General features: G+C 62.8%; 16 protein-coding genes and 1 pseudogene. 14 read left to right on the forward strand and 3 right to left on the reverse strand.

Translation table 11 applies throughout. From position 1 onward, the window contains the following. Window positions 1–195 precede the first annotated feature (195 nt). Window positions 196–1,731 carry a sigma-54-dependent transcriptional regulator gene (locus NKJ90_RS00595; protein ID WP_023759754.1) on the reverse strand — a complete coding sequence of 512 codons (1,536 nt, stop codon included), beginning with the start codon at window positions 1,729–1,731 and terminating at the stop codon, window positions 196–198. Window positions 1,732–1,891: 160 nt separating this feature from the next. Here NKJ90_RS00595 and NKJ90_RS00600 point away from each other — a divergent pair, with 160 nt between their 5' ends. The 13 genes and pseudogenes from NKJ90_RS00600 (at window position 1,892) to NKJ90_RS00660 (ending at window position 16,609) form a co-directional block, all read left to right on the forward strand. Continuing rightward, entirely contained in the window at window positions 1,892–3,739 is a 1,848-nt protein-coding gene (locus NKJ90_RS00600; protein WP_502904881.1) for a M3 family oligoendopeptidase, read from the forward strand. Between the two features lie 362 nt (window positions 3,740–4,101). Continuing rightward, window positions 4,102–4,881: a helix-hairpin-helix domain-containing protein gene (locus NKJ90_RS00605; protein WP_023759751.1), complete on the forward strand. Its 780-nt coding sequence runs from the start codon at window positions 4,102–4,104 to the stop codon at window positions 4,879–4,881. 227 nt (window positions 4,882–5,108) lie between these two features. Then, the gene (locus tag NKJ90_RS00610) at window positions 5,109–6,254 is read left to right on the forward strand and encodes an aminodeoxychorismate synthase component I (protein WP_023759750.1); all 1,146 of its coding nucleotides are present in this window, start codon (window positions 5,109–5,111) and stop codon (window positions 6,252–6,254) included. Further along, a complete protein-coding gene (locus tag NKJ90_RS00615) occupies window positions 6,203–6,865 on the forward strand; it encodes an aminotransferase class IV family protein (protein WP_031260321.1) in 663 nt (220 codons plus the stop codon). Before NKJ90_RS00610 ends, NKJ90_RS00615 begins: the two co-directional genes overlap by 52 nt. 14 nt (window positions 6,866–6,879) lie before the next feature. Further along, window positions 6,880–7,167: a YciI family protein gene (locus NKJ90_RS00620; protein WP_023759748.1), complete on the forward strand. Its 288-nt coding sequence runs from the start codon at window positions 6,880–6,882 to the stop codon at window positions 7,165–7,167. Beyond that, entirely contained in the window at window positions 7,164–8,102 is a 939-nt protein-coding gene (locus NKJ90_RS00625; protein ID WP_352485521.1) for a heme-dependent oxidative N-demethylase family protein, read from the forward strand. The genes NKJ90_RS00620 and NKJ90_RS00625 overlap by 4 nt, the downstream gene beginning before the upstream one ends. A 128-nt stretch (window positions 8,103–8,230) precedes the next feature. Then, window positions 8,231–9,676, forward strand: coding sequence for a homospermidine synthase (locus NKJ90_RS00630; RefSeq protein WP_023759746.1), 1,446 nt, complete (start codon window positions 8,231–8,233; stop codon window positions 9,674–9,676). A gap of 187 nt (window positions 9,677–9,863) precedes the next feature. After that, complete coding sequence (omp10, locus tag NKJ90_RS00635) at window positions 9,864–10,241, forward strand: outer membrane lipoprotein Omp10 (RefSeq protein ID WP_023759745.1); 378 nt, start codon at window positions 9,864–9,866, stop codon at window positions 10,239–10,241. 186 nt (window positions 10,242–10,427) lie between these two features. Beyond that, window positions 10,428–12,431: pseudogene (locus NKJ90_RS00640) on the forward strand (5'-nucleotidase C-terminal domain-containing protein). A gap of 136 nt (window positions 12,432–12,567) precedes the next feature. Further along, the gene (gene hemH / locus NKJ90_RS00645; protein ID WP_023759743.1) at window positions 12,568–13,632 is read left to right on the forward strand and encodes a ferrochelatase; all 1,065 of its coding nucleotides are present in this window, start codon (window positions 12,568–12,570) and stop codon (window positions 13,630–13,632) included. Between the two features lie 152 nt (window positions 13,633–13,784). Continuing rightward, window positions 13,785–15,029 carry an NAD(P)/FAD-dependent oxidoreductase gene (locus NKJ90_RS00650; protein ID WP_023759742.1) on the forward strand — a complete coding sequence of 415 codons (1,245 nt, stop codon included), beginning with the start codon at window positions 13,785–13,787 and terminating at the stop codon, window positions 15,027–15,029. An 87-nt stretch (window positions 15,030–15,116) separates the two neighbouring features. After that, window positions 15,117–16,067 carry an SPFH domain-containing protein gene (locus tag NKJ90_RS00655; protein WP_023759741.1) on the forward strand — a complete coding sequence of 317 codons (951 nt, stop codon included), beginning with the start codon at window positions 15,117–15,119 and terminating at the stop codon, window positions 16,065–16,067. Window positions 16,068–16,144: 77 nt separating this feature from the next. Further along, a complete protein-coding gene (locus NKJ90_RS00660) occupies window positions 16,145–16,609 on the forward strand; it encodes an NfeD family protein (RefSeq protein ID WP_023759740.1) in 465 nt (154 codons plus the stop codon). A gap of 4 nt (window positions 16,610–16,613) precedes the next feature. On the opposite strand, the gene NKJ90_RS00665 is transcribed toward NKJ90_RS00660, so the two are convergent. Next, window positions 16,614–17,615: a KpsF/GutQ family sugar-phosphate isomerase gene (locus tag NKJ90_RS00665; RefSeq protein ID WP_023759739.1), complete on the reverse strand. Its 1,002-nt coding sequence runs from the start codon at window positions 17,613–17,615 to the stop codon at window positions 16,614–16,616. Between the two features lie 250 nt (window positions 17,616–17,865). Between NKJ90_RS00665 and NKJ90_RS00670 the strand changes: the two genes are divergently transcribed. Further along, the gene (locus tag NKJ90_RS00670) at window positions 17,866–19,659 is read left to right on the forward strand and encodes an outer membrane beta-barrel protein (protein WP_031260316.1); all 1,794 of its coding nucleotides are present in this window, start codon (window positions 17,866–17,868) and stop codon (window positions 19,657–19,659) included. 52 nt (window positions 19,660–19,711) lie between these two features. Here NKJ90_RS00670 and galU read toward each other — a convergent pair whose 3' ends face one another. Beyond that, a complete protein-coding gene (gene galU, locus NKJ90_RS00675; RefSeq protein ID WP_352485525.1) occupies window positions 19,712–20,614 on the reverse strand; it encodes a UTP--glucose-1-phosphate uridylyltransferase GalU in 903 nt (300 codons plus the stop codon). Window positions 20,615–20,659 lie beyond the last annotated feature (45 nt).

Raw genomic sequence — 20,659 nt, forward strand, 5'->3', positions numbered from 1 at the left:
ATATCCCGCCAAAAATTGTACACGGGGTTTCTTGGTAAACCACTGGTTTAGATCATGTTTCCGCCTTTGCGTGGAACACGATCTGTTACCGTTAGCCTTAATGCGTGAACAGCGCTGTCCATAGGCCCGCCACAATCCGCCAACGGCCGGTATGTGGCCTGTTGTGGCATTGCAGACTGGTGCCGAGCTTGCGCCTCAGGAAGCGAGCCGGTCGACCCGGCCGGTCTCGGGGTCGATGCCGTATTCCTTGAGCTTGCGATAGAGCGTCGAGCGGCCGATGCCGAGTCGGCGGGCGACTTCGCTCATCTGGCCGTTGTAGTGATCGATGGCGAGCTTGATCATCTCGAATTCGACATCGGCCAGAGCGCGTACATTGCCGCGATCGTCGAGCGCTCGCAACGTGCCGAAGCGGGGCGGCAACCTGGCCGGTGAATTGGACTCGGTTGCCGGGCTAACCTCGCCGGGCAAGGCTTCTTCTTCGTCCCCCTGCGGAGGCAAGGACGGCGACAGCGCATCGCCGTCGGTGTCGAGGTTGACGGTGCCTTCCACCTGCGCCCGGATCTGCGGGAAGTCCTCCGAGGTCAGCAAATCGCCTTCGCAGAGCACCGAGGCCCGGAAGACGGCATTTTCGAGCTGCCGGATGTTTCCGGGCCAGTCATAGGCCTGCAGCACGGCGAGCGCCGCGGCCGAAATGCCTTGCAGTCGATGACGCGGGTCGGCCGGAGCCACCTTATCCATGAAATGGGTGACCAAGTAGGGGATGTCGTCGCGGCGGTCGCGCAGCGGCGGCACGAAGATCGGATAGACGTTCAGCCGATAGAACAGATCCTCGCGGAACTTGCCGTCCTTGACCTGCTGCAGGAGGTTGCGGTGCGTTGCCGAAATCAGCCTGATGTCGACCCTGACGGTCGAGCGTCCGCCGACCGGGTCGACCTCGCCGTCCTGCACGGCGCGCAACAGCTTGACCTGCACGTCGAGCGGCAGGTCGCCGATCTCGTCGAGAAACAGCGTGCCTGAATGCGCTTCGACGAATTTTCCGGTGTGCTTGTCGGTCGCGCCGGTGAACGAGCCCTTCTCGTGGCCGAACAGGATCGATTCGACCAGATTGTCGGGAATGGCGCCGCAATTGACGGTGACGAAGGGTTTCGAGCGGCGGTCGCCGCTGCCCTGGATGGCGCGCGCCACCAGCTCCTTGCCGACGCCGGACTCGCCCTCGATCAGGATCGGAATGTTGGATACCGCCGCCTTCTGGCCAAGGCGGATCACCCTGTCCATGGCCGGGCTGTGCGTGATCATGTCCTTGAAGGTCAGAAGGCCGCTGCGCCGGCGCGACGTGCGCTTGACCTCGCCCTCGACGGCCTCGACCTTGAGCGCATTGCCGATCGACGCCTGCAGTCTGTCCGGAGACGCCGGCTTGACGACGAAATCGAAGGCGCCGTGGCGCATCGCCGAGACCACGGTCTCGATGCCGCCCTGGGCGGTCTGCACGATGGTCGGGACATTTATGTCGCGCTCGCGCATCGCCTTCAGCACGCCGATGCCGTCGAGACCGGGCATGACCAGATCGAGGATGACCACCGAAACCTCGCGGGCGCTGGGCCCGTCGAGGACATCGAGAGCAGCCGCGCCGCCATCGATGACGATGGCCGTGTATCCGAACCGTGTCACCGCCGCTTCGAGCAGCCGGCGCTGCACGGGATCGTCATCGACTATGAGTATGGAACCTGTCATGACTGGTATGACTGCCCGCCCGAGGAATTCTGCCCTGTGGACCATCTTGGCACAGGGTTCTAAATAAGGTTTCAAAAAACCCGGTGAATGAATTCCTTAGGATTTGACCGGCTTCTCGTTTCCCCCTGAATCTTGGCCACGGAAGGTGTCGGCAATGCACATGGTCTCTGGGCACATGGTTTCTGCTCGGCAGCTTGCGGCACCAGCGTCCAGTCAGGGCGCGGCCGAGCTTGGCGACCTGCCGGAATGGAATCTTGCCGACCTCTATGCCGGCATGGACGCGCCGGAACTGAAGCGCGACATCGCCAAGGCCGCCGCCGATGCGATCAGCTTCGAGAGCCGCTGGAAGGGCACGCTGGCCGCCGAGGCAGAGCGCGGCGGCGCAGGCAGGCTGGGCGAGGCGCTTGTCGCCTACGAGGCACTGGAGGAACTGATCGGCCGCATCGTCTCCTATGCGGGGTTGGTCTATGCCGGCAACACTGCCGACCCGCAGCGCGCCAAGCTCTATGGCGACATCCAGGAGAAGATGACCGACGCCAGCGCGCACCTTCTGTTCTTCGCGCTCGAACTCAACCTGATCGACGATGCCGCCATCGAAGGCGCGCTCACCGGTGATCCGGCATTCGGCCACTACCGGCCTTGGGTGCTCGATCTGCGCAAGGACAAGCCCTACCAACTCGAGGACCGTGTCGAGCAGCTCTTCCACGAAAAATCTATCACCGGACGCGGTGCCTGGAACCGACTGTTCGACGAGACGATGACCGATCTTCGCTTCGACATCGACGGCGAGGAACTGACGCTGGAGCCGGCGCTGAACCGGCTCCAGGATGCCGATGGCGAGGTGCGCCGCCGGGCGTCCGAGGCGCTGGCCACGACCTTCCGCAAGAATTTGCGCACCTTCACATTAATCACCAACACGCTGGCCAAGGACAAGGAAATATCAGACCGTTGGCGCGGCTTCGAGGACATTGCCGACTCACGCCATCTCGCAAACCGCGTCGAGCGCAGCGTGGTGGATGCCCTGGCGTCCGCCGTTCGCGATGCCTATCCGCGCCTGTCGCACCGCTACTACGCGATGAAGGCGCGCTGGCTGGGCATGGAGGCGATGAACCATTGGGACCGCAACGCGCCGTTGCCGGACACGCCTCAGGCGATCATCGGCTGGGACGAGGCCAGGAACACCGTGCTGTCGGCCTATCAGCGCTTTTCGCCAGACATGGCGGAGATCGCGCGAACCTTCTTCGACCGCAACTGGATCGACGCGCCGGTGCGTCCGGGCAAGTCGCCCGGCGCCTTCGCGCATCCGACCGTGCCGTCGGCGCATCCCTACGTGCTGCTCAACTACATGGGCAAGCCGCGCGATGTGATGACGCTGGCGCACGAACTTGGCCATGGCGTGCATCAGGTGCTGGCCAGCGGCCAGGGCGCGCTGATGGCCTCGACGCCACTGACCCTGGCCGAGACCGCGTCCGTCTTCGGCGAGATGCTGACCTTCCGCTCCCTGCTCGACCAGACCACGGACAGGCGCGAGCGCAAGGCCATGCTCGCCCAGAAAGTCGAGGACATGATCAACACGGTCGTGCGCCAGATCGCCTTCTACGAATTCGAGCGCAAGGTGCATGCCGAACGCAAGAACGGCGAACTGACCTCTGACAGGCTCTGCCAGTTCTGGCTCGAAGTGCAGGCCGAAAGCCTGGGTCCGGCGATCAAGCTGCGCGAAGGCTACGAGGTGTTCTGGACCTACATCCCGCACTTCATCCATTCGCCCTTCTATGTCTATGCCTATGCCTTCGGCGACTGCCTGGTGAACTCGCTCTATGCCGTCTATCAGAACGCCGAGCGCGGCTTTCAGGACAAGTATTTCGAAATGCTCCGCGCCGGCGGCACCAAGCATCATTCGGAGCTTCTGGCGCCCTTCGGCCTTGACGCCACCGACCCCGCCTTCTGGCAGATCGGGCTTGGCGTCATCAGCGGCCTGATCGACGAGTTGGAAGTGCTCGACACTTGAAATGCGTCGCGCAGGCGTCACCAAACAGTTTAGCCCGAATGCATGTTGGTATCGCTGTATTCGTGCTCTAAATATCTGTTCTTGAAGTACTCTCCGTCGAAGTTTTCAGATAGCTTTCCACAAGCTCTATGATAGCCTTCGCTCCAAGCTCAGCCGGAGCGCATGCGGATCGGCGAGGAAAGATCTCAGCCGGCAGTAGCGCTCAGGCGAACGCGACGATGGCCGTTGGCCATGGCAAGCAAGGCCGATTGCCGACAGCTCGAACCGAAGCCGGCTGTTCTGCGAACCGCGGAACCACCATCGAGTAGTCCTTCGCCGAAGGTCATGACCCAACGGCAGACGGATCTGACTGGAGAGAGACAATGGGCACTTTTTTCTACATGCTCCTGGCATTCCTGGTAGGCGTGCTTGTGGGCTGGTTCCTGTGGGGCCGCCTGCGCGGTGAGTTGGACAGCTTGCGTGGCGACATCGACCGCACACGCAGCGAGCGCGACAGACTGCGGGCCGACAGCGACCGGCTGACCGGTGAACTCGATGCATGCGGCAAGACTCGCGCCGATCTTGAGCGCCGGCTGCGCGACGCGCAGGCGACGCCCGCTGCCAGTGCCACGACAAACGCCGCCCCCTCGCCCCTGATGTCGCCGCCTTCGACGGCCAAATCCGCGCCCACAAAGCCGGCGCCTGCCAAGCCGGTGGCCGCAAAGGCAGCCCCTGCAAAGGCAGTGGCTGCGAAATCGGCGGCGCCAAAGGCGGCAGCGTCGAAACCTGCGGTCAAGCCCGCGGCGAGCAAGCCGGCAGCCGCGACCTCGGCAGCCAGGAGTTCGACCGCACCAAAGGCAGCCCCAGCCAGGAAAGCCGCACCGGCACCGGCCAAGCCAGCATCCGGCAAGCCCGACAATCTGCGCCGGCTGATTGGCATTGGGCCGGTCAACGAGAAGCTGCTCAAGGCGCAAGGCGTCACCAGCTTCGCCCAGATCGCCGGCTGGACAGCCGCCGATATCAAGCGGATCGAGGACGTGATGAATTTCGACGGCCGCATCGCACGCGAGCGCTGGATCGAGCAAGCGAAGCTGCTCGCTGACGGCAACGAGAAGGAATTCGCCAAGCAGTTTCCAACTGCTGGAACCGCCAGCAACACCTGATTGTCAGGCAATAGCTGAAGATTGCAAACGGCGGCGCCAATCCTGCGCCGCCGTTTGCTTTTGGCCCTTGGGTTTGCCCGGAGTCGACCCGAAGGTCGGCTCAAAGGTCGGCCCAAGGTCGGCCCAAGGTCGGCTTTGAGTGGCGGCGTGCCGTTCCCTCGATTGCGCGCGAGCGGCCCCCCATATAGAGCGATCGACGGCTTCATTGACCGCAGCATCCGGTGCCCATGTCCCTGCCCGCCGCAATTTTCCGCAACGACGAAAGCGCGCGCCAGCTCGTTTTCGACCGGCCGGCCGATATCATCGTGGCGCATGAGGCAAAGGATTTCCTGCCGGCGCTGGAAGCAGCGCAAGCCGCGCACGATGCCGGCAAATGGCTTGCCGGCTATTTCTCCTACGAGGCGGGTTATTTGCTCGAACCGAAGCTCGTTCCCTTGCTGCCGGACGGGCGCCGAACTCCGCTCGTGTGCCTTGGCGTTTTCGATGCGCCGGTCGAAGAGGCGGTGCCGCCGCGCAATACCGTGGCGACCAATGGCCCGATCTTCGACGCCCGCGCGACGTGGTCGCCCGAGGATTACGAGAAGCGGTTCTCACGGCTGCACCAGCACATCAGGCAGGGTGATTGCTACCAGGGCAATTTGACCTTTCCGGTGCATGCGCAATGGTCAGGCGACCCGCTGGCCGCCTTCGATGCGCTGACCGAACGCCAGCCGGTAAAGTATGGTGCGCTCGTCGCGCTCGGTGAACCCATCGTGCTGTCGCGCTCGCCCGAACTCTTCTTCGAGATCGACGCTGGGGGCATGATCGAGACGCATCCGATGAAGGGCACGGCGCCGCGCGGCGCGACCAAGGCCGAGGACGAACGGCAGAAAATCTTTCTGCGCAACGACGAAAAGAACCAGGCCGAAAACCGCATGATCGTCGATCTCCTGCGCAACGATATCTCGCTGATCAGCGAGGTCGGCACGCTGGATGTGCCGGCGCTGTTCCGCATCGAAACCTATCCGACGGTCCACCAGATGGTGAGCGACGTCAGGGCCAAACTGCTGCCGGGTCTTTCCATCCGTCAGATCTTCGCGGCGCTGTTTCCTTGCGGCTCGATCACCGGCGCGCCAAAGATCCGCGCCATGGAAATCCTGCATGATCTGGAAGGCACGCCGCGCGATGTCTATTGCGGTGCCATCGGCTGGATCGCGCCCGGCGGCAGGATGCGCTTTTCCGTGGCGATACGCACCATCTCACTCTTTTCCGGTGGCGAGGCCGTCTACAATGTCGGTGGCGGCGTCGTCTTCGATTCGACGGCGCAGGAGGAGTATCAGGAGTGTCTGCTGAAAGCGCGCTTCGCGACGGGAACACCGCCAATTTCCAGCTGATCGAGACCATGCGCTGGGAACCCGGTTCGGGCTTCCTGCGCTTCGATCGCCATCTCGCCCGCCTCTATGGTTCGGCGGCGGAACTCGGCTTCCGCTATGATCCGGGCAAGGTCGGCGAGGCATTGAGCAGCGCGGTCAGCGGATCCCGCATTGCCATGCGCACCCGCCTCGTCCTGTCGCAAGACGGCGAGGTGACGGCCTCGGCACAGCGCTTTGAACCCCTCGCCGCCGACAAGGTCTGGCTGCTGCGGCTGGCGCGAACGAGGCTCGATTCGCACGATACGCTGCTGCGCCACAAGACCAGCCGGCGGCAGCTCTACACGCATGCCCGCGCCGAATATCTCATCACCCAGGCGGACGAGGTGATCCTGGCCAACGAGCGCGGCGAAATCTGTGAAGGTACCATCACCAACGTCTTCGCCGATTTCGGCGACGGAGCATTGGCGACGCCCCGGCTCGACTGCGGCCTGCTGCCTGGCGTATTGCGCGCGGAGCTTCTGGACGAAGGCCGCGCCCATGAAGCGATCTACAGCTTGGACGATCTGAAGACCGCCAGGGCGCTGTTCGTCGGCAACTCGCTGCGCGGACTGATTCCGGCCAAACTTACCTGAGGGAAGCCCAAACAATGTTTGTCGTCTCGCTGAACTACAAGGTGCCGCTGACCGAAATCGACCGCTTGCAGGCGGCGCACGTGGAATGGCTGAACGCCTGCTATGCGGACGGCATCTTCGTTGCCTCCGGGCCGAAGAAGCCGAGGACCGGCGGCATCATCATCGCACGATGTCCGCGCGAGGTGCTCGACGCTAGGCTGGCCGCCGACCCTTTCGCCAAGGCAGGCGCGGCCGACTATGATGTCACCGAATTCCTGGCGAGGATAACCGCCGCCGGCCTCGATCATTTCAAGGAAATATGAGCTTGGCCGAGGTGCTGCCCGCCCACACGCCTTATGATGGTTCGTCGAAACTCTTCAGCATCGGACTGAAGCCGCTCGATCCGGCGGACTGGATCGAGGTCGACGATCATCTGCTGCCTTATCTCGCCGAGAAGCGCCGGCTCTACGCGGAACTCCCCGAGCGCGTTTTTGTCGAGGAGGACGGCACGCGGGACGCCCAGCGGGAAGTGCTCGAATTGCTCCGCGCATATCTGCCCGGTAGATTTCCCGGTATCTATCACCCCACCGATGCGGGCATCGAGGCCTTTGATGCCGCGAACCATCCCGCCATTCCTTCCGGTCTGGGCGATGCGCCGCTGGTCACGGCTTCGCTGCTGGTCCAGGAAGACCTGATCCTGATGCGCCGCAGCGACAGCGGCTGGCGGCTTGTCGCCGGTTCGCTGTGCTTTCCCTCTTCCTGGTCGCTTCTCGAGAAGTTCGGCAAGCCGCTGCAGGACATCCACGCCCCGGTGCCGGGTTTCGGCCCGGGCACGCGTCCGGCCGAGCTGATCAACCGCATGTTCGACGGTCTGCAGGGCCAAGCCGTCGAGCGCTACAACTGGTCGATCCAGTCGGGCGACGCGCTCTACCATCCGCTCTCCGACCTGCAGCGCATCGACCGCGCCACGAACCGGCCCTCGCGCTTTCCCGACGGCGACATCGACGCCCATGCCTTCATCCGTGTCGAGCGTCAGACATTGCGAAGACTGCCTGTTACACGCGATATCCTGTTCACCATCCGCATCCATCTCGACCCGCTCGCCGTCCTCGCCCGGCACCCGGATCGGGCGATGCTCGCGGTGTCATTCGCCGCCCAACTCGAAGCGCTCGATCTCGCCCAGCTCGACTACAAGGGCCTGACCGCAGACCGCGACCGGCTGATCTCAGTCCTTAACCACATGGCCAATGACGGCTAGCCGCTGGTTGGCGCTTTTCGCTGGTTTGTGACAATGATCTGTGATGTAGCGCATGGCCGCCGGGCAAAGATGCCCGGTTTTGTGTGCGTGTTCCCAGTTTCCTGGGCTTTAAAGGAGTGTTCGATAAAATGGCGACCGAAAACTGGCCCGTTTACGGTGAAATCACCGGCCCTGTCGTGATGATCGGCTTTGGTTCGATCGGCCGGGGAACGCTGCCGATGATCGAGCGCCATTTCCAGTTCGACAAGTCGCGCATGACGGTCGTCGACCCGCGCGACACCGACCGCAAGCTGCTCGACGATCGCGGCATCGCCTTCGTCCAGGAAGCGGTGACCAAGAAGAACTACAAGGAGCTCTTGACGCCGCTTCTGACCAATGGCGGTGGCCAGGGCTTTTGCGTCAACCTGTCGGTCGATACCGGCTCGGTAGACCTGATGCGGCTCTGCCGCAAGCTCGGCGTGCTCTACATCGACACCGTCGTCGAGCCATGGCTCGGTTTCTATTTCGATGCTGAGGCCGACAACGCCAGACGCACCAACTATGCGCTACGCGAGGCAATGATCCAGGAAAAGCACGACAAGCCCGGCGGCGCGACGGCGATCTCCACCTGCGGCGCCAATCCCGGCATGGTCTCGTGGTTCGTCAAGCAGGCGCTGGTCAATCTCGCCACCGATCTTGGGCTCGAGTTTTCAGAGCCTGCGCAGGACGACCGCGAGGGCTGGGCCAAGCTGATGAAGAAGGCCGGCGTCAAGGGCATCCACATCGCCGAGCGCGACACCCAGCGCGCCAAGAAGCCGAAGCCGATGAATGTGTTCTGGAACACCTGGTCGGTCGAGGGCTTCATCTCCGAAGGCCTGCAGCCTGCGGAGCTCGGCTGGGGCACGCATGAGAAGTGGATGCCGAAGAACGCCAAGAAGCACAAGCATGGCTCCAAGGCCGCGATCTACCTGGAGCAGCCCGGCGCCAACACGCGCGTGCGCTCATGGTGCCCGACGCCCGGCGCGCAGTACGGTTTCCTGGTCACCCACAACGAGGCGATCTCGATCGCCGATTTCTTCACCGTACGCGGCAAGAAGGGCAAGGTGCACTACCGCCCGACCTGCCACTACGCCTACCATCCCTGCAATGACGCGGTGCTGTCGCTACACGAGATGTTCGGCGCCGCCGGCACGGCCCAGCCTGTGCACCACGTGCTCGACGAGAACGAGTTGGTCGACGGCGTCGACGAGCTCGGCGTGCTGCTCTACGGCCACGACAAGAATGCCTACTGGTACGGCTCGCATCTTTCGCTCGCCGAGGCGCGCAAGTTGGCACCCTACCAGAACGCCACCGGCATGCAGGTCACCTCGGCGGTTCTCGCCGGCATGGTATGGGCATTGGAAAACCCGGAGGCCGGCATCGTCGAGGCCGACGAGATGGACTACAAGCGCTGCCTGGAAGTGCAGTCCCAGTATCTCGGGCCGGTCGAGGGCCACTACACCGACTGGACGCCGCTCGATAACCGCCCCGGCCTGTTCCCGGAAGACCTCGACCGGAACGACCCGTGGCAGTTCCGCAACATCCTCGTCCGATAGCGCCCCGCAGGGCATACCGCGCTGCCTTGCAATCGCCCGGAAATCGGGCGATTGAAGGGATGCGGACGAGAGCGACGCGTGCCCGTTTGAAGGCACGATGTACGCTCTGGAAACTTGGATGCGCGCATCGTGCTTTCCGAAAATCGATTCCGATTTTTCGGCCGATGCGAGAGGAGAGGATTTTCACATGACTTTTGCGCGCAAAGTTCTTTCTATGAGTTTGGCGGGGGCCATTGTGGCGATGCTTGCTGCTTGTGCCACCAGTGGCCCCGACGGACCGCCGATGGCGGCGTCGCCGAAAGGCGTTGAAGGCTCCTGGATCGATGCCAAGGGCACCGGCCTGTCGACCTTCACCGGCGGCACCTTCACAACCGTCGCCACCGACACAGGCCAGAAGCTTGCCGATGGCAGCTACACGATGACCGGTGCCACTTCGGTACAGATCAACGGCACCTCGCTAATCCGCCAGACGCCAGTCAGCTTCAACTGTCTGATGGTTTCGACAAGCCAGCTCAACTGCACCAGCTCCAGCGGCCAGAATTTCGTGCTGACACGACGCGTTTGAACCTGCTGGCATTCGCTGACCACGGACGGCGGCCGATTGGCCGCCGTCCTTTTTACGCCGGCAAAGTTCCCGGATTTCCGCTTGCGTCATCCGGGACGCGATGGGAACATGGCCAAAGCGCCGACTGTTATGTTCCAGTCAAGCAAGAGCGTTAAAGGCCTCTGATCAGCTTTCCGGGAGACGAAGATGAAGAAGCTTGCTGCCGTTGCCGCCCTGTCCGCCTCAGCACTCGGCCTGTCGGCCGGCGCATCCTTTGCCGACTACACTTTGAACATCTTGCACATCAACGACTGGCACAGCCGCATCGAAGGCAACAACAAATACGAGTCGACCTGCTCGGCCGACGAAGAGACCAAGGGCGAGTGCATCGGCGGCGCGGGCCGGCTGATCACCGCGATCGCCCAGGAACGCAAGAAGCTGGATGGTCAGAACGTGCTGCTGCTCAGCGCCGGCGACAATTTCCAGGGCTCGCTTTTCTACACGACCTACAAGGGCAAGGTCGAAGGCGAGTTCCTCAACCAGATGAAGTTCGACGCCATGGCGCTCGGCAACCATGAATTCGACGACGGCGAAGCGGCATTGGCGCCGTTCCTCGACATGATCGAATTTCCGGTGCTGGGTGCCAATGTGAAGGCCAATGCGCAATCCAAGCTCGGCGACCGCGTCAAGCCGTCGATCGTCGTCGAGGTCGGAGGCCAGAAGATCGGCATCATCGGCGCGATCACCAACGACACGCCGGAGCTCGCGTCCCCCGGTCCCAACGTCGCCATCGAGGACGACGTCAAGTCGATCACTGCCGAGGTCGAGAAGCTGAAGGGCGAAGGCGTCAACAAGATCATCGCCGTGACCCATATCGGCTACAAGCGCGAGCGCGATGTCATTGCAAAAATCCCGGGTATCGACGTCGTCGTCGGCGGCCACAGCCATTCGCTGCTGTCGAACACCGACCCCAAGGCTGAAGGGCCCTACCCGACGATGGTCGACAACCCGGACGGCTACAAGGTGCCGGTCGTGCAGGCGGCGTCTTACTCGAAATATCTCGGCGAGTTCAAGGTGGTGTTCGACGACAATGGCGTCGTCAAATCGGCCAGCGGCGACCCCATCTATCTCGACAAGTCGATCACGCCCGATCCGGCCGTGCTCGCCCGCATCAAGGAGCTTGGCGCGCCGATCGAGGCACTGAAGAACAAGGAAGTGGCCGAGACGACCGACGTTATCGACGGCAGCCGCGAGAGCTGCCGCACGCGCGAGTGCGCGATGGGCAACCTCGTCTCCGATGCCATCCTGGACCGCGTCAAGGGACAGGGCGTCGAGATCGTCATCTCCAATGGCGGCGGCCTGCGCGCATCGATCGACAAGGGCACAGTGACCATGGGCGAGGTGCTGACCGTGCTGCCGTTCCAGAACACGCTGGCAACCTTCCAGATTTCCGGCAAGGACCTGGTAGCCGGTCTCGAGAACGGCCTCAGCCAGGTCGAGGACGGCGCCGGGCGCTTCCCGCAGGTCGCCGGCCTGAAATACACCTTCGACAGATCCGCCGCACCCAATGCCGGCCGCGTCAAATCGGTGGAGGTCATGGAAGGCGGCGCCTGGACGCCGCTCAATCCGGACAAGGACTATCTGGTCGCCACCAACAATTATGTCCGCCAGGGCGGCGACGGCTAGAAGGTCTTCGCCGACAAGGCGAAGAACGCCTACGATTACGGTCCAGGTCTTGAACAGGTGGTTGCCGACTATCTCGGCGCCCACCGGCCGTACACGCCGAAGCTCGACGGCCGCATCACCGAGATCGCGGCGACCGTCGCGGCGGCACCCGCGGCCGAACCAGCCAAGCCTGCGGAAGCGGCCCCGGCAATGCCTGAACTTCCGGCCAACTCGGGTGATATCGCCAACACACCGCCGGCCGTATCGACAGAGACAGCGCCAGCCGCGCCTGTCGCACCGGCCGAGCCGGCAAAACCGGCTGAAGCAGCACCGGCTCCTGCCCCTGCGGCACCGGAGCCGGCAAAGCCCGCCGAGCCCGCACCGGCCGAAAGCAGCCATGTCATCGTTGCCGGCGATACCTACTGGGATCTGGCGGTGAAGGCCTATGGCGACGGCACCAAGTGGAAAGTCATTTCGGACGCCAACAAGGGCTACGAGCCGCGCCGTCTTCCGGTCGGCGCAACGCTGACCATCCCGCCGAAATAGCATCGCTTCTATGCCTGAAAGACACCGCCCGCCCGAGAAACCGGGCGGGCGTCCTGTTTTCGAGCTAAGGTGCGGCCAGACGCTGCATTGAAAGTGCGCACAAGATAGTTAGGTTCGCGTCTCCCGGAGAAACCCTATGACGCTGTCCACCCCTGTCGATCGCAAGGCCGCGAAGGCACTTGGCCCGTTGCCCGCCGGACATCCGCCAGTCAAGGCGGGCAAGATCGGCATCATGCTGGTCAATCTTGGCACGCCTGATGGCACCGATTTCAAGTCGATGTGGCGCTATCTCCGAGAATTCCTGTCCGACCCGCGCGTCATCGAGCTCAACAGGGCGATCTGGTATCCGATCCTCTATGGCCTGGTGCTCACCAGGCGGCCGAAGACGTCGGGCGCCAACTATGCCCGGATCTGGAACCGGGAGAAGAACGAGTCGCCGCTGCGCACCTACACCCGCGCCCAGGGCGAGAAGCTGGCCGAAGCGCTGCGCGACCTGCCCGACGTCGTCGTCGATTGGGCGATGCGCTATGGCAATCCTTCGACCGAAAGCGTTGCCCAGCGTCTGGTCGAGCAAGGCTGCGACCGTATTCTTTCATTTCCGCTCTACCCGCAATATTCGGCGACGACCACGGCAACCGCCAACGATCAGCTGTTTCGCGCCTTGATGAAGATGCGCCGCGCGCCGGCCATCCGCAGCGTGCCCCCTTACTATGACGAACCGGTCTACATCGAAGCGCTGGCGCGCTCGATCGAACAGCATCTGGCGACGCTTGATTTCGAGCCGGAGGTGGTCATCACCTCCTATCATGGCATCCCGAAGCCCTATTTCGAGAAGGGTGATCCCTATTATTGCCATTGCCAAAAGACGACGCGATTGTTGCGTGAACGGCTCGGCTGGGATGACAAGAAGCTGATCATCACCTTCCAGTCGCGCTTCGGCGCGCAGGAATGGCTGCAGCCCTATACCGACAAGACGGTAGAGAAACTCGGCAAGGACGGCGTGAAATCGATCGCCATCGTCAATCCCGGCTTTTCCGTCGACTGCATCGAGACGCTGGACGAGATCGGCCGCGAGGCGGCCGAGACCTTCCATCATGCCGGCGGCAAGAATTTCGCCCATATCCCGTGCCTCAACGACAGCGCCGAGGGCATGGCAGTGGTCGAGGCGATGGTGCGGCGCGAACTGTCCGGCTGGGTCTAAAGCAATTCCAGAAAAAGTGTGAAACGGCTTTCCGTCCGGAATTGCTTCAAACAAGAATTAGAGCGGCTCGCCGCTTCCGTGAAGCGGTGAGCCGCTCTGAACCGGAACAACACGAACTCCGGAGCGTTAAGGCGCGCCCTCCGGAGAATTCGATGCCTCGCAAGCTCGACCTGAGAACCGGCCGGCCCGTCTGGTCCGCCTATCGCGCGCCTGCGGTGCCGACGGACAGCCTGACCCGGGACGTCAAGACGGATGTGCTGATCGTCGGCATGGGCATCAGCGGAGCCATGATGGCGGAGGCCCTGACGGCGCAAGGCCATGCGGTAATCTGCATCGACCGGCGCGGCCCGCTGAAAGGCTCGACATCCGCGACCACTGCGCTGGTGCAATTCGAGCTCGATCAGCCGCTTTCGACGCTTTCAAAGATAATCGGCAGTGCCTCGGCGAACCAAGCCTGGCGACGCTCGCGGCTCGCCATTTCCAATCTTGCTGCCCGCATCGCCGAACTCGGCATCAATTGTAGTCTGAGCCGCACGCCGTCGCTCTACCTGGCCGGCACCTTGCTCAGCCCATCGCAGCTGCGTGACGAGGCCGACGCGCGGCGGCAAGCCGGTATCGGCGCGGCCTATCTCACACCAGCGCCGCTGGCGGAGAAGTTCGGCATCGATCGCAACAGCGCCGTCCTCAGCCATGGCAATATAGCGCTCAACCCGCGCAAGCTGACGGCCGGGCTGCTGCTCAAGGCCCTAGAGCGCAAGGCAGGTCTCTACGCCCCCGCCGAAGCGACGGCGATCGTCGACAAAGCCGACGCGGTAGTGGTCGCAACCAGGGACGGCCCGGCCGTCACCGCGCAACATGTCGTGCTTGCCACCGGCTACGAACTGGTCGATATCGTGCCGGCGACTGCCCACCAGATCCGCTCGACCTGGGCGATCGCGACACGACCGCAACCGCGAAAGATCTGGCGGCAGGCAGCCTTCATCTGGGAGGCGTCGGACCCCTACCTCTATATGCGCGCGACGGCCGACGGCCGGGTCATCTGCGGCGGCGAGGACGAGGATTTTGTCGACGAGGCGCGGCGCGACGAGCTGATCGGCGACAAGAGCGCACGCATTGCCGAAAAGCTTGGCCGGATATTTCCGCATCTCGACAACAGGCCTGAATTCGCCTGGACTGGTTCTTTCGGCACCACGACCACCGGCCTGCCCTATATCGGCGCCATTCCCAGCCACCCTCGTATCCATGCCGTGATGGGCTACAGCGGCAATGGCATTACCTTCTCGCAGATCGCTTCCGAGATTGTCTCGGCTTCGATCAACGGGCTGGACGACATGGATGCAAGGCTGTTTTCTTTCAACCGTAAGTCGCAATCCGACAAACAATGCATCATCACCTGATTGTAACGCATCTGAAATACACTTAAGCCTTTGGTGAAGTCGGCTGCGCGAGAATGGCTTGTGCGGCCTTCGTCTGGGGAGAGCCAAATGGATTTCAGTGGTTTCGATATTGCGGTTGGTGCACTTGCCCTTCTGGTATTGGTGCTTCTGATCAAAGGCATAAGGACGATCCCGCAAGGCTACAATTATACGGTGGAGCGCTTTGGCCGCTACACCAAGACACTGAGCCCGGGCCTCAATTTCATTTTCCCGTTCGTCGACCGCATCGGCGCCAAGATGAACATGATGGAGCAGGTGCTTGACGTTCCAAGCCAGGAAATCATCACCCGCGACAACGCCATCGTCGGTGTCGATGGCATCGCCTTCTACCAGATCCTCAATGCGGCTCAGGCCGCCTACCAGGTTGCGGGTCTGCAGAACGCCATCCTCAACCTGACAATGACCAACATCCGCACCGTCATGGGTTCGATGGATTTGGACGAGCTTTTGTCGAATCGCGACGCCATCAACGAGCGGCTGCTGCGCGTCGTCGATGAAGCAGCGCATCCGTGGGGCATCAAGATCACGCGCGTCGAGATCAAGGACATCAACCCGCCGGCCAACCTCATCGAATCGATGGGCCGGCAGATGACGGCGGAACGCAACAAGCGCGCGCAGATCCTCGCCGCCGAAGGCCTCAAACAATCGCAGATCCTCGAAGCCGAAGGCCGCAAGGAGGCCGCCTTCCGCGACGCCGAGGCACGCGAGCGTTCGGCTGAGGCGGAAGCCCGCGCCACGCAGGTGGTATCGGAAGCAATTTCCAAGGGCGACGTGCAGGCGCTGAATTACTTCGTTGCCCAGAAATACACCGAGGCGTTGGGTAAGATCGGCACCGCCACCAACAGCAAGATCGTGCTGATGCCGTTCGAGGCGTCGTCGCTGATCGGTTCGCTCGGTGGCATTGGCGAGATTGCCAAGGAAGTCTTCCGCAGCGAAGGCACGACCGGCGCGCAAAGGCAGGCCGCACGCCCGCCAGTCGTGCGCCCAAGCGACAACTGAGATCGTAGGAGCATGACCCCGAAAAGTGGAAATCGGTTTTCGGAAAACGTCATACTCAAACAAGAAGAAACACACCCATGATCGACCGCATCATTTCCGAACTTGGCCCGTGGAACTGGATGGTTCTCGGCTTCGCCCTGCTGGTGATGGAAATCATCGCGCCCGGTATCTTCATGCTGTGGATCGGCATCGCCGCCCTGATCATCGGCGCCGTGTCGCTACTGATCTGGGACACCGGTTTCTGGACCTGGCAGGTTCAGGTCCTCGCCTTCCTGGCGCTGTCGCTGGTCTCAGCCTATATCGGCAAGAAGCTGGTTGGCAGTCGCAATGACCCGACCGACCAGCCGCTGCTCAACCGCCGCGGCGCGCAAATGGTCGGCCGTATGGCGACACTTGCCGAACCGATCCGGGATGGACGTGGCCGCATCAAGCTGGGCGACACGCTGTGGCGTGTCTCCGGTCCGGATCTGCCGGCCGGCACGCAAGTGCGCGTGACGGGTGCGGCCGACACCGATCTGGAACTGACAGTGGAGCCCGTCTGAACGTTCAGGCCGCGCCGATCCGCAAGAGATCGTGCAGGTGGATGAGGCCGACTGGTTTCCGGCCCTCCACCACCATCAGGCTGGTGATGGCTGAATTGTTGATCGTCTGCAGCGCCGTTGCGACCAATGTGTCCGGCGCCGCCGTCTTCGGTCCTTTCGTCATCACCTGATCCACCGTCATCGCCAGCAGATTGCTGCCGATATGACGGCGGATGTCACCATCGGTGATGATGCCGACCAGCGCACCGTCGGCGTCGACGATCGCCACGCAGCCAAATCCCTTGCGCGACAGTTCCAGGATAGCGTCCTGCATGCCGGTGCCCGTGACCACCAGCGGCAGCCTGTCGCCGACATGCATGATCTCGCGGATCTGCGTCAGGTTGACGCCGAGCTGGCCGCCCGGGTGAAAGGTTCGGAAATGGTCCGGCGTGAAGCCGCGTGCTTCAAGGAGAGCAATCGCCAATGCATCGCCCATCACCAGTTGCAGCAGCGTCGATGTCGTCGGTGCCAGGCCGTGAGGGCAGGCCTCCGGCGCGCGCGGCAAAAGCAGCACCACATCCGCCGCCCGCGCCAGCGCGGATGTCTCTCCGGCTGTTATGGCGATAAGCGGAATGGAAAAGCGCCTGGAATAGGCGACGATGCCCATCAATTCCTTGCTCTCGCCCGACCACGACATGGCGATGATGGCGTCGTCCCTGGCGATCATGCCGAGATCGCCGTGATTGGCTTCGGCGGAATGGACAAAGAAAGCCGGCGTGCCGGTCGAGGCCAGCGTCGCTGCGATCTTCGAACCGATATGGCCGCTCTTGCCGACGCCGGTGACGATGAGGCGGCCTTCAACCCCGGCGATCATGTCGACGGCCTGGCAGAAAGGCCCGGCCAATCCGTTCTCGAGGGCCTCGGCAAGGGCTGCGACACCAGCTTGTTCTGTCGCCACCGTCCTCAGCGCCGAAGCGATCGCCGCTTGCCCGTCCGAAGGCTTGTTGTCAGGAGATCCCGCATGCATGGCTGATGCGATTAACGCTTTGCCGGAGCGCTGTCCAACGGAAATGGCCGCAGGCATGTCGTCCGAATGTTTGCGGCGGTTTGCGATTGCGACAGGCATGGAGACAAAAGGCTTAACGCGAGCGGTATGAATCCCTTGGGAAATCAGCGCTTCGGGCGGCCAGCGGCCTGCCTCCTCAACCCTCCGTTAACCATCCCCATTTACGGTTCGGTAAGTATGGCGCGCGTGCGCCGCGCAAGCAGTGGTGGCGATGTCCAGGGTCCAGCCAGAAAAATCGACAGGACGAAAGGGCAAGGCGGCCTGCGCGTTGCTGCTGGCGACCAGCATGTTTGCCCTGCTGCGCCCAACGGCGCTCCATGCCCAGGAAACGGAACTGCGCGGCGAGGTTTCGGAATCGGCGATCCTGTCCGACCAGCAGCGCAAGGCGAGGCAGCTAGCCCAAGCAGCGCAGGGTCAGGCGCAGACCAACGCCGCGCAGGACGACGCGTCGGCCCGCACCTATCTGCCGGCCAGCGCCGGCGCTGTGCCTGACGACACCGATGCCGCCGATGCAACCGCGGACGGCAGTATTTTCGGTCCGCCGGAGGTCACCGGCGACACCCCTGCCGGCATTCAAGCGCCGCAGAAGCCTCGCCGTCGCTCGTCGACCGCCGGGCAGAATGCGGCTGACCAGACCAAGGACAAGGCTGCGGACAAGTCTAGAAAGAAAAAAAAGTCGACGGCAACAGCCACCGACATCACTGCTTCCACGACCGCCTCCACGACGGACGCCAGCGACAGCGCTGACACCCCCGATGAGGAGACGGCCAACCGTCGCGCCCTCACCATCGACAGCGCCGACAAGCAGAAGCTCGACCCAGGCGCAAAACGCACGGATGCCATCGAAGGCCAGAAAAAGAAGCCGGAGGATGACCCGTTCGCCGCCACCGGCGTCAAATGGGGCTCCTTCGTCATCCGGCCGACGATCGAACAGGGCCTGACCGCCACGTCGAACGGCGATTCGAGCAATGCCGGCAAGTCGGCACTGCTGTCCGAGACGGCGCTGCGCTTTTCCGCCGCCTCCGACTGGCGCGAGAACTCCGCCACGATCGACGGCTATGGCCTGTTCCGCGAGACCGTCTCGGGTTACCCCGTTCACAACGAGCAAGGGCGCATCGAAGGCCAGCTCAATGTCGACCTCGACAATGAACTGCGCGCCATTGCCAAGCTCGGCTACGAGGCCGTACCGGAATCGGCATCCTCGCCTGACGCCATCGCGGGCGTCAGCAAGCAGCCGCTGCGGCAGACCGTCAACGGCAGCCTCGCCGTCGAAAAACACATCGGCAAGATGCAGTACACATTGACCGGTGCGGTCTCGCACGACTTCTACGGCGACGCCAAGCTTTCGAACGGCACCTCGCTGTCCCAGAAGGATCGAGACTCCACGCTCTACACCGCGACCTTGCGCACCGGCTACGAGATCTCCCCCGCCCTCACCCCTTTCACCGAAATCGAGGTCGGCCGTCGGGCCTATGATCAACGCATCGACAATGAAGGCTTCGAGCGCTCGTCGACGCGGCTAGGCGCCCGCGCCGGCCTTGCGCTCGACATGGGTGAGAAATTGTCGGGTGAATTCTCGGCCGGCTGGCTCAGGGAAGCGATCGATGACAAAGACCTGGATGCGATTTCGGGTGCCACCGTCAACGCCGACCTCAAATGGTCGCCCGAACGCGGCACCACGATCGGCCTGACCGGGCGGACCACCGTCGAGCCCACGACCACAGCCAATGAAAGTGGCGATATCCTTTATTCCGGCCGCCTGACCGCCGAACGCCAGATTCGCGCCAACCTCACCGGAAATGCGGCTTTGGGCCTGGACTGGCGTGACTATGTCGGCATCGACGGCCACGACAGGATCTGGAGCGCCGAGGCGGGCCTGACCTGGTGGCTGAACCGCTATGCCGGCCTAACGACAAGGGTGAGGACCGAACAGCTGACCAGCAATTTACCGGGCCGCGACTACACCGCCAACAGCATCTTCCTCGGTGTAAAAGTGCAGAGATAGGAAAGCCAGCCAGGCGCAGTCTGGCAAGCGACAAGTCCCCAGCTTGACTGCCTCAAGCGACGCCGAGCCGCTCCGATGGTCTTATCTCATCGAGAAGCGTGCGGATCACGCCGGCCATGTTCCCGTTCATGTCGCTGCGCCACAATGCGAAGGCGACATTGGCCTCGACAAAACCGTCCGGCGACCCGCAATCGAACGTGCGGCCCTGATAATGGTAGCCATAAAAGGCTTGCTGCTTTTCCAACTTCAGCATCGCGTCGGTGAGTTGGATCTCGTTGCCGGCGCCCTTTTCCTGGCCTTCGAGGATATTGAAGATCTCGGGCTGCAGGATGTAGCGGCCGTTGATGTAGAGATTGGACGGCGCGGTGCCGGTCTTCGGCTTTTCTACCATCTCGGTGATGCGGAAGCCGTGATGCGTGTCCTCGCCCCGGCCGACGATGCCGTATTTGTGGGCTTCGGCGGGATCGCATTCCTGCACGGCGATGATGTTGTTGCCGGTTTCCTCGTAGAGCTCGACCATTGCCTTCATGCAGCTCTTCTCCGACTGCATGATCATGTCGGGCAACAAAAGCGCGAACGGCTCGTCGCCGACGAGCTCGCGGGCGCACCAGACGGCGTGGCCGAGCCCCATCGGCACCTGCTGGCGGGTGAAGCTGGTCTGCCCCGGCGCCGGTTGCAGCCGTTGCAGGCGGGCGAGCTGGTCGTCCTTGCCGCGCTGGGCCAGCGTGTCATAGAGCTCGAACTGAATGTCGAAATGGTCCTCGATGACGGCCTTGTTGCGGCCGGTGACGAAGATGAAATGCTCGATGCCTGCCTCGCGCGCTTCATCCACCACATATTGGATGACTGGTCGGTCGACGACGGTCAGCATTTCCTTGGGAACGGCCTTGGTGGCCGGGAGAAACCGCGTGCCGAGACCGGCGACCGGGAACACTGCCTTGCGAACTCTCTTCATGCAGTCAATTATCCGCTTGATGGCTAGCTCCGCAATCCCCGCTGC

Source organism: Mesorhizobium sp. M0051 (assembly GCF_040323235.1).
GTDB lineage: Bacteria > Pseudomonadota > Alphaproteobacteria > Rhizobiales > Rhizobiaceae > Mesorhizobium.

Coding starts and splice junctions, on each gene's coding strand:
- omp10 (WP_023759745.1), top strand. CDS start 9,864: ATGACTTTTGCGCGCAAAGTTCTTTCTATGAGTTTGGCGGGGGCCATT.
- NKJ90_RS00670 (WP_031260316.1), top strand. CDS start 17,866: ATGTCCAGGGTCCAGCCAGAAAAATCGACAGGACGAAAGGGCAAGGCG.
- NKJ90_RS00660 (WP_023759740.1), top strand. CDS start 16,145: ATGATCGACCGCATCATTTCCGAACTTGGCCCGTGGAACTGGATGGTT.
- NKJ90_RS00600 (WP_502904881.1), top strand. CDS start 1,892: ATGGTCTCTGGGCACATGGTTTCTGCTCGGCAGCTTGCGGCACCAGCG.
- NKJ90_RS00665 (WP_023759739.1), bottom strand. CDS start 17,615: ATGCATGCGGGATCTCCTGACAACAAGCCTTCGGACGGGCAAGCGGCG.
- galU (WP_352485525.1), bottom strand. CDS start 20,614: ATGAAGAGAGTTCGCAAGGCAGTGTTCCCGGTCGCCGGTCTCGGCACG.
- NKJ90_RS00655 (WP_023759741.1), top strand. CDS start 15,117: ATGGATTTCAGTGGTTTCGATATTGCGGTTGGTGCACTTGCCCTTCTG.
- NKJ90_RS00610 (WP_023759750.1), top strand. CDS start 5,109: ATGTCCCTGCCCGCCGCAATTTTCCGCAACGACGAAAGCGCGCGCCAG.
- NKJ90_RS00605 (WP_023759751.1), top strand. CDS start 4,102: ATGGGCACTTTTTTCTACATGCTCCTGGCATTCCTGGTAGGCGTGCTT.
- NKJ90_RS00630 (WP_023759746.1), top strand. CDS start 8,231: ATGGCGACCGAAAACTGGCCCGTTTACGGTGAAATCACCGGCCCTGTC.
- NKJ90_RS00620 (WP_023759748.1), top strand. CDS start 6,880: ATGTTTGTCGTCTCGCTGAACTACAAGGTGCCGCTGACCGAAATCGAC.
- hemH (WP_023759743.1), top strand. CDS start 12,568: ATGACGCTGTCCACCCCTGTCGATCGCAAGGCCGCGAAGGCACTTGGC.
- NKJ90_RS00595 (WP_023759754.1), bottom strand. CDS start 1,731: ATGACAGGTTCCATACTCATAGTCGATGACGATCCCGTGCAGCGCCGG.
- NKJ90_RS00650 (WP_023759742.1), top strand. CDS start 13,785: ATGCCTCGCAAGCTCGACCTGAGAACCGGCCGGCCCGTCTGGTCCGCC.
- NKJ90_RS00625 (WP_352485521.1), top strand. CDS start 7,164: ATGAGCTTGGCCGAGGTGCTGCCCGCCCACACGCCTTATGATGGTTCG.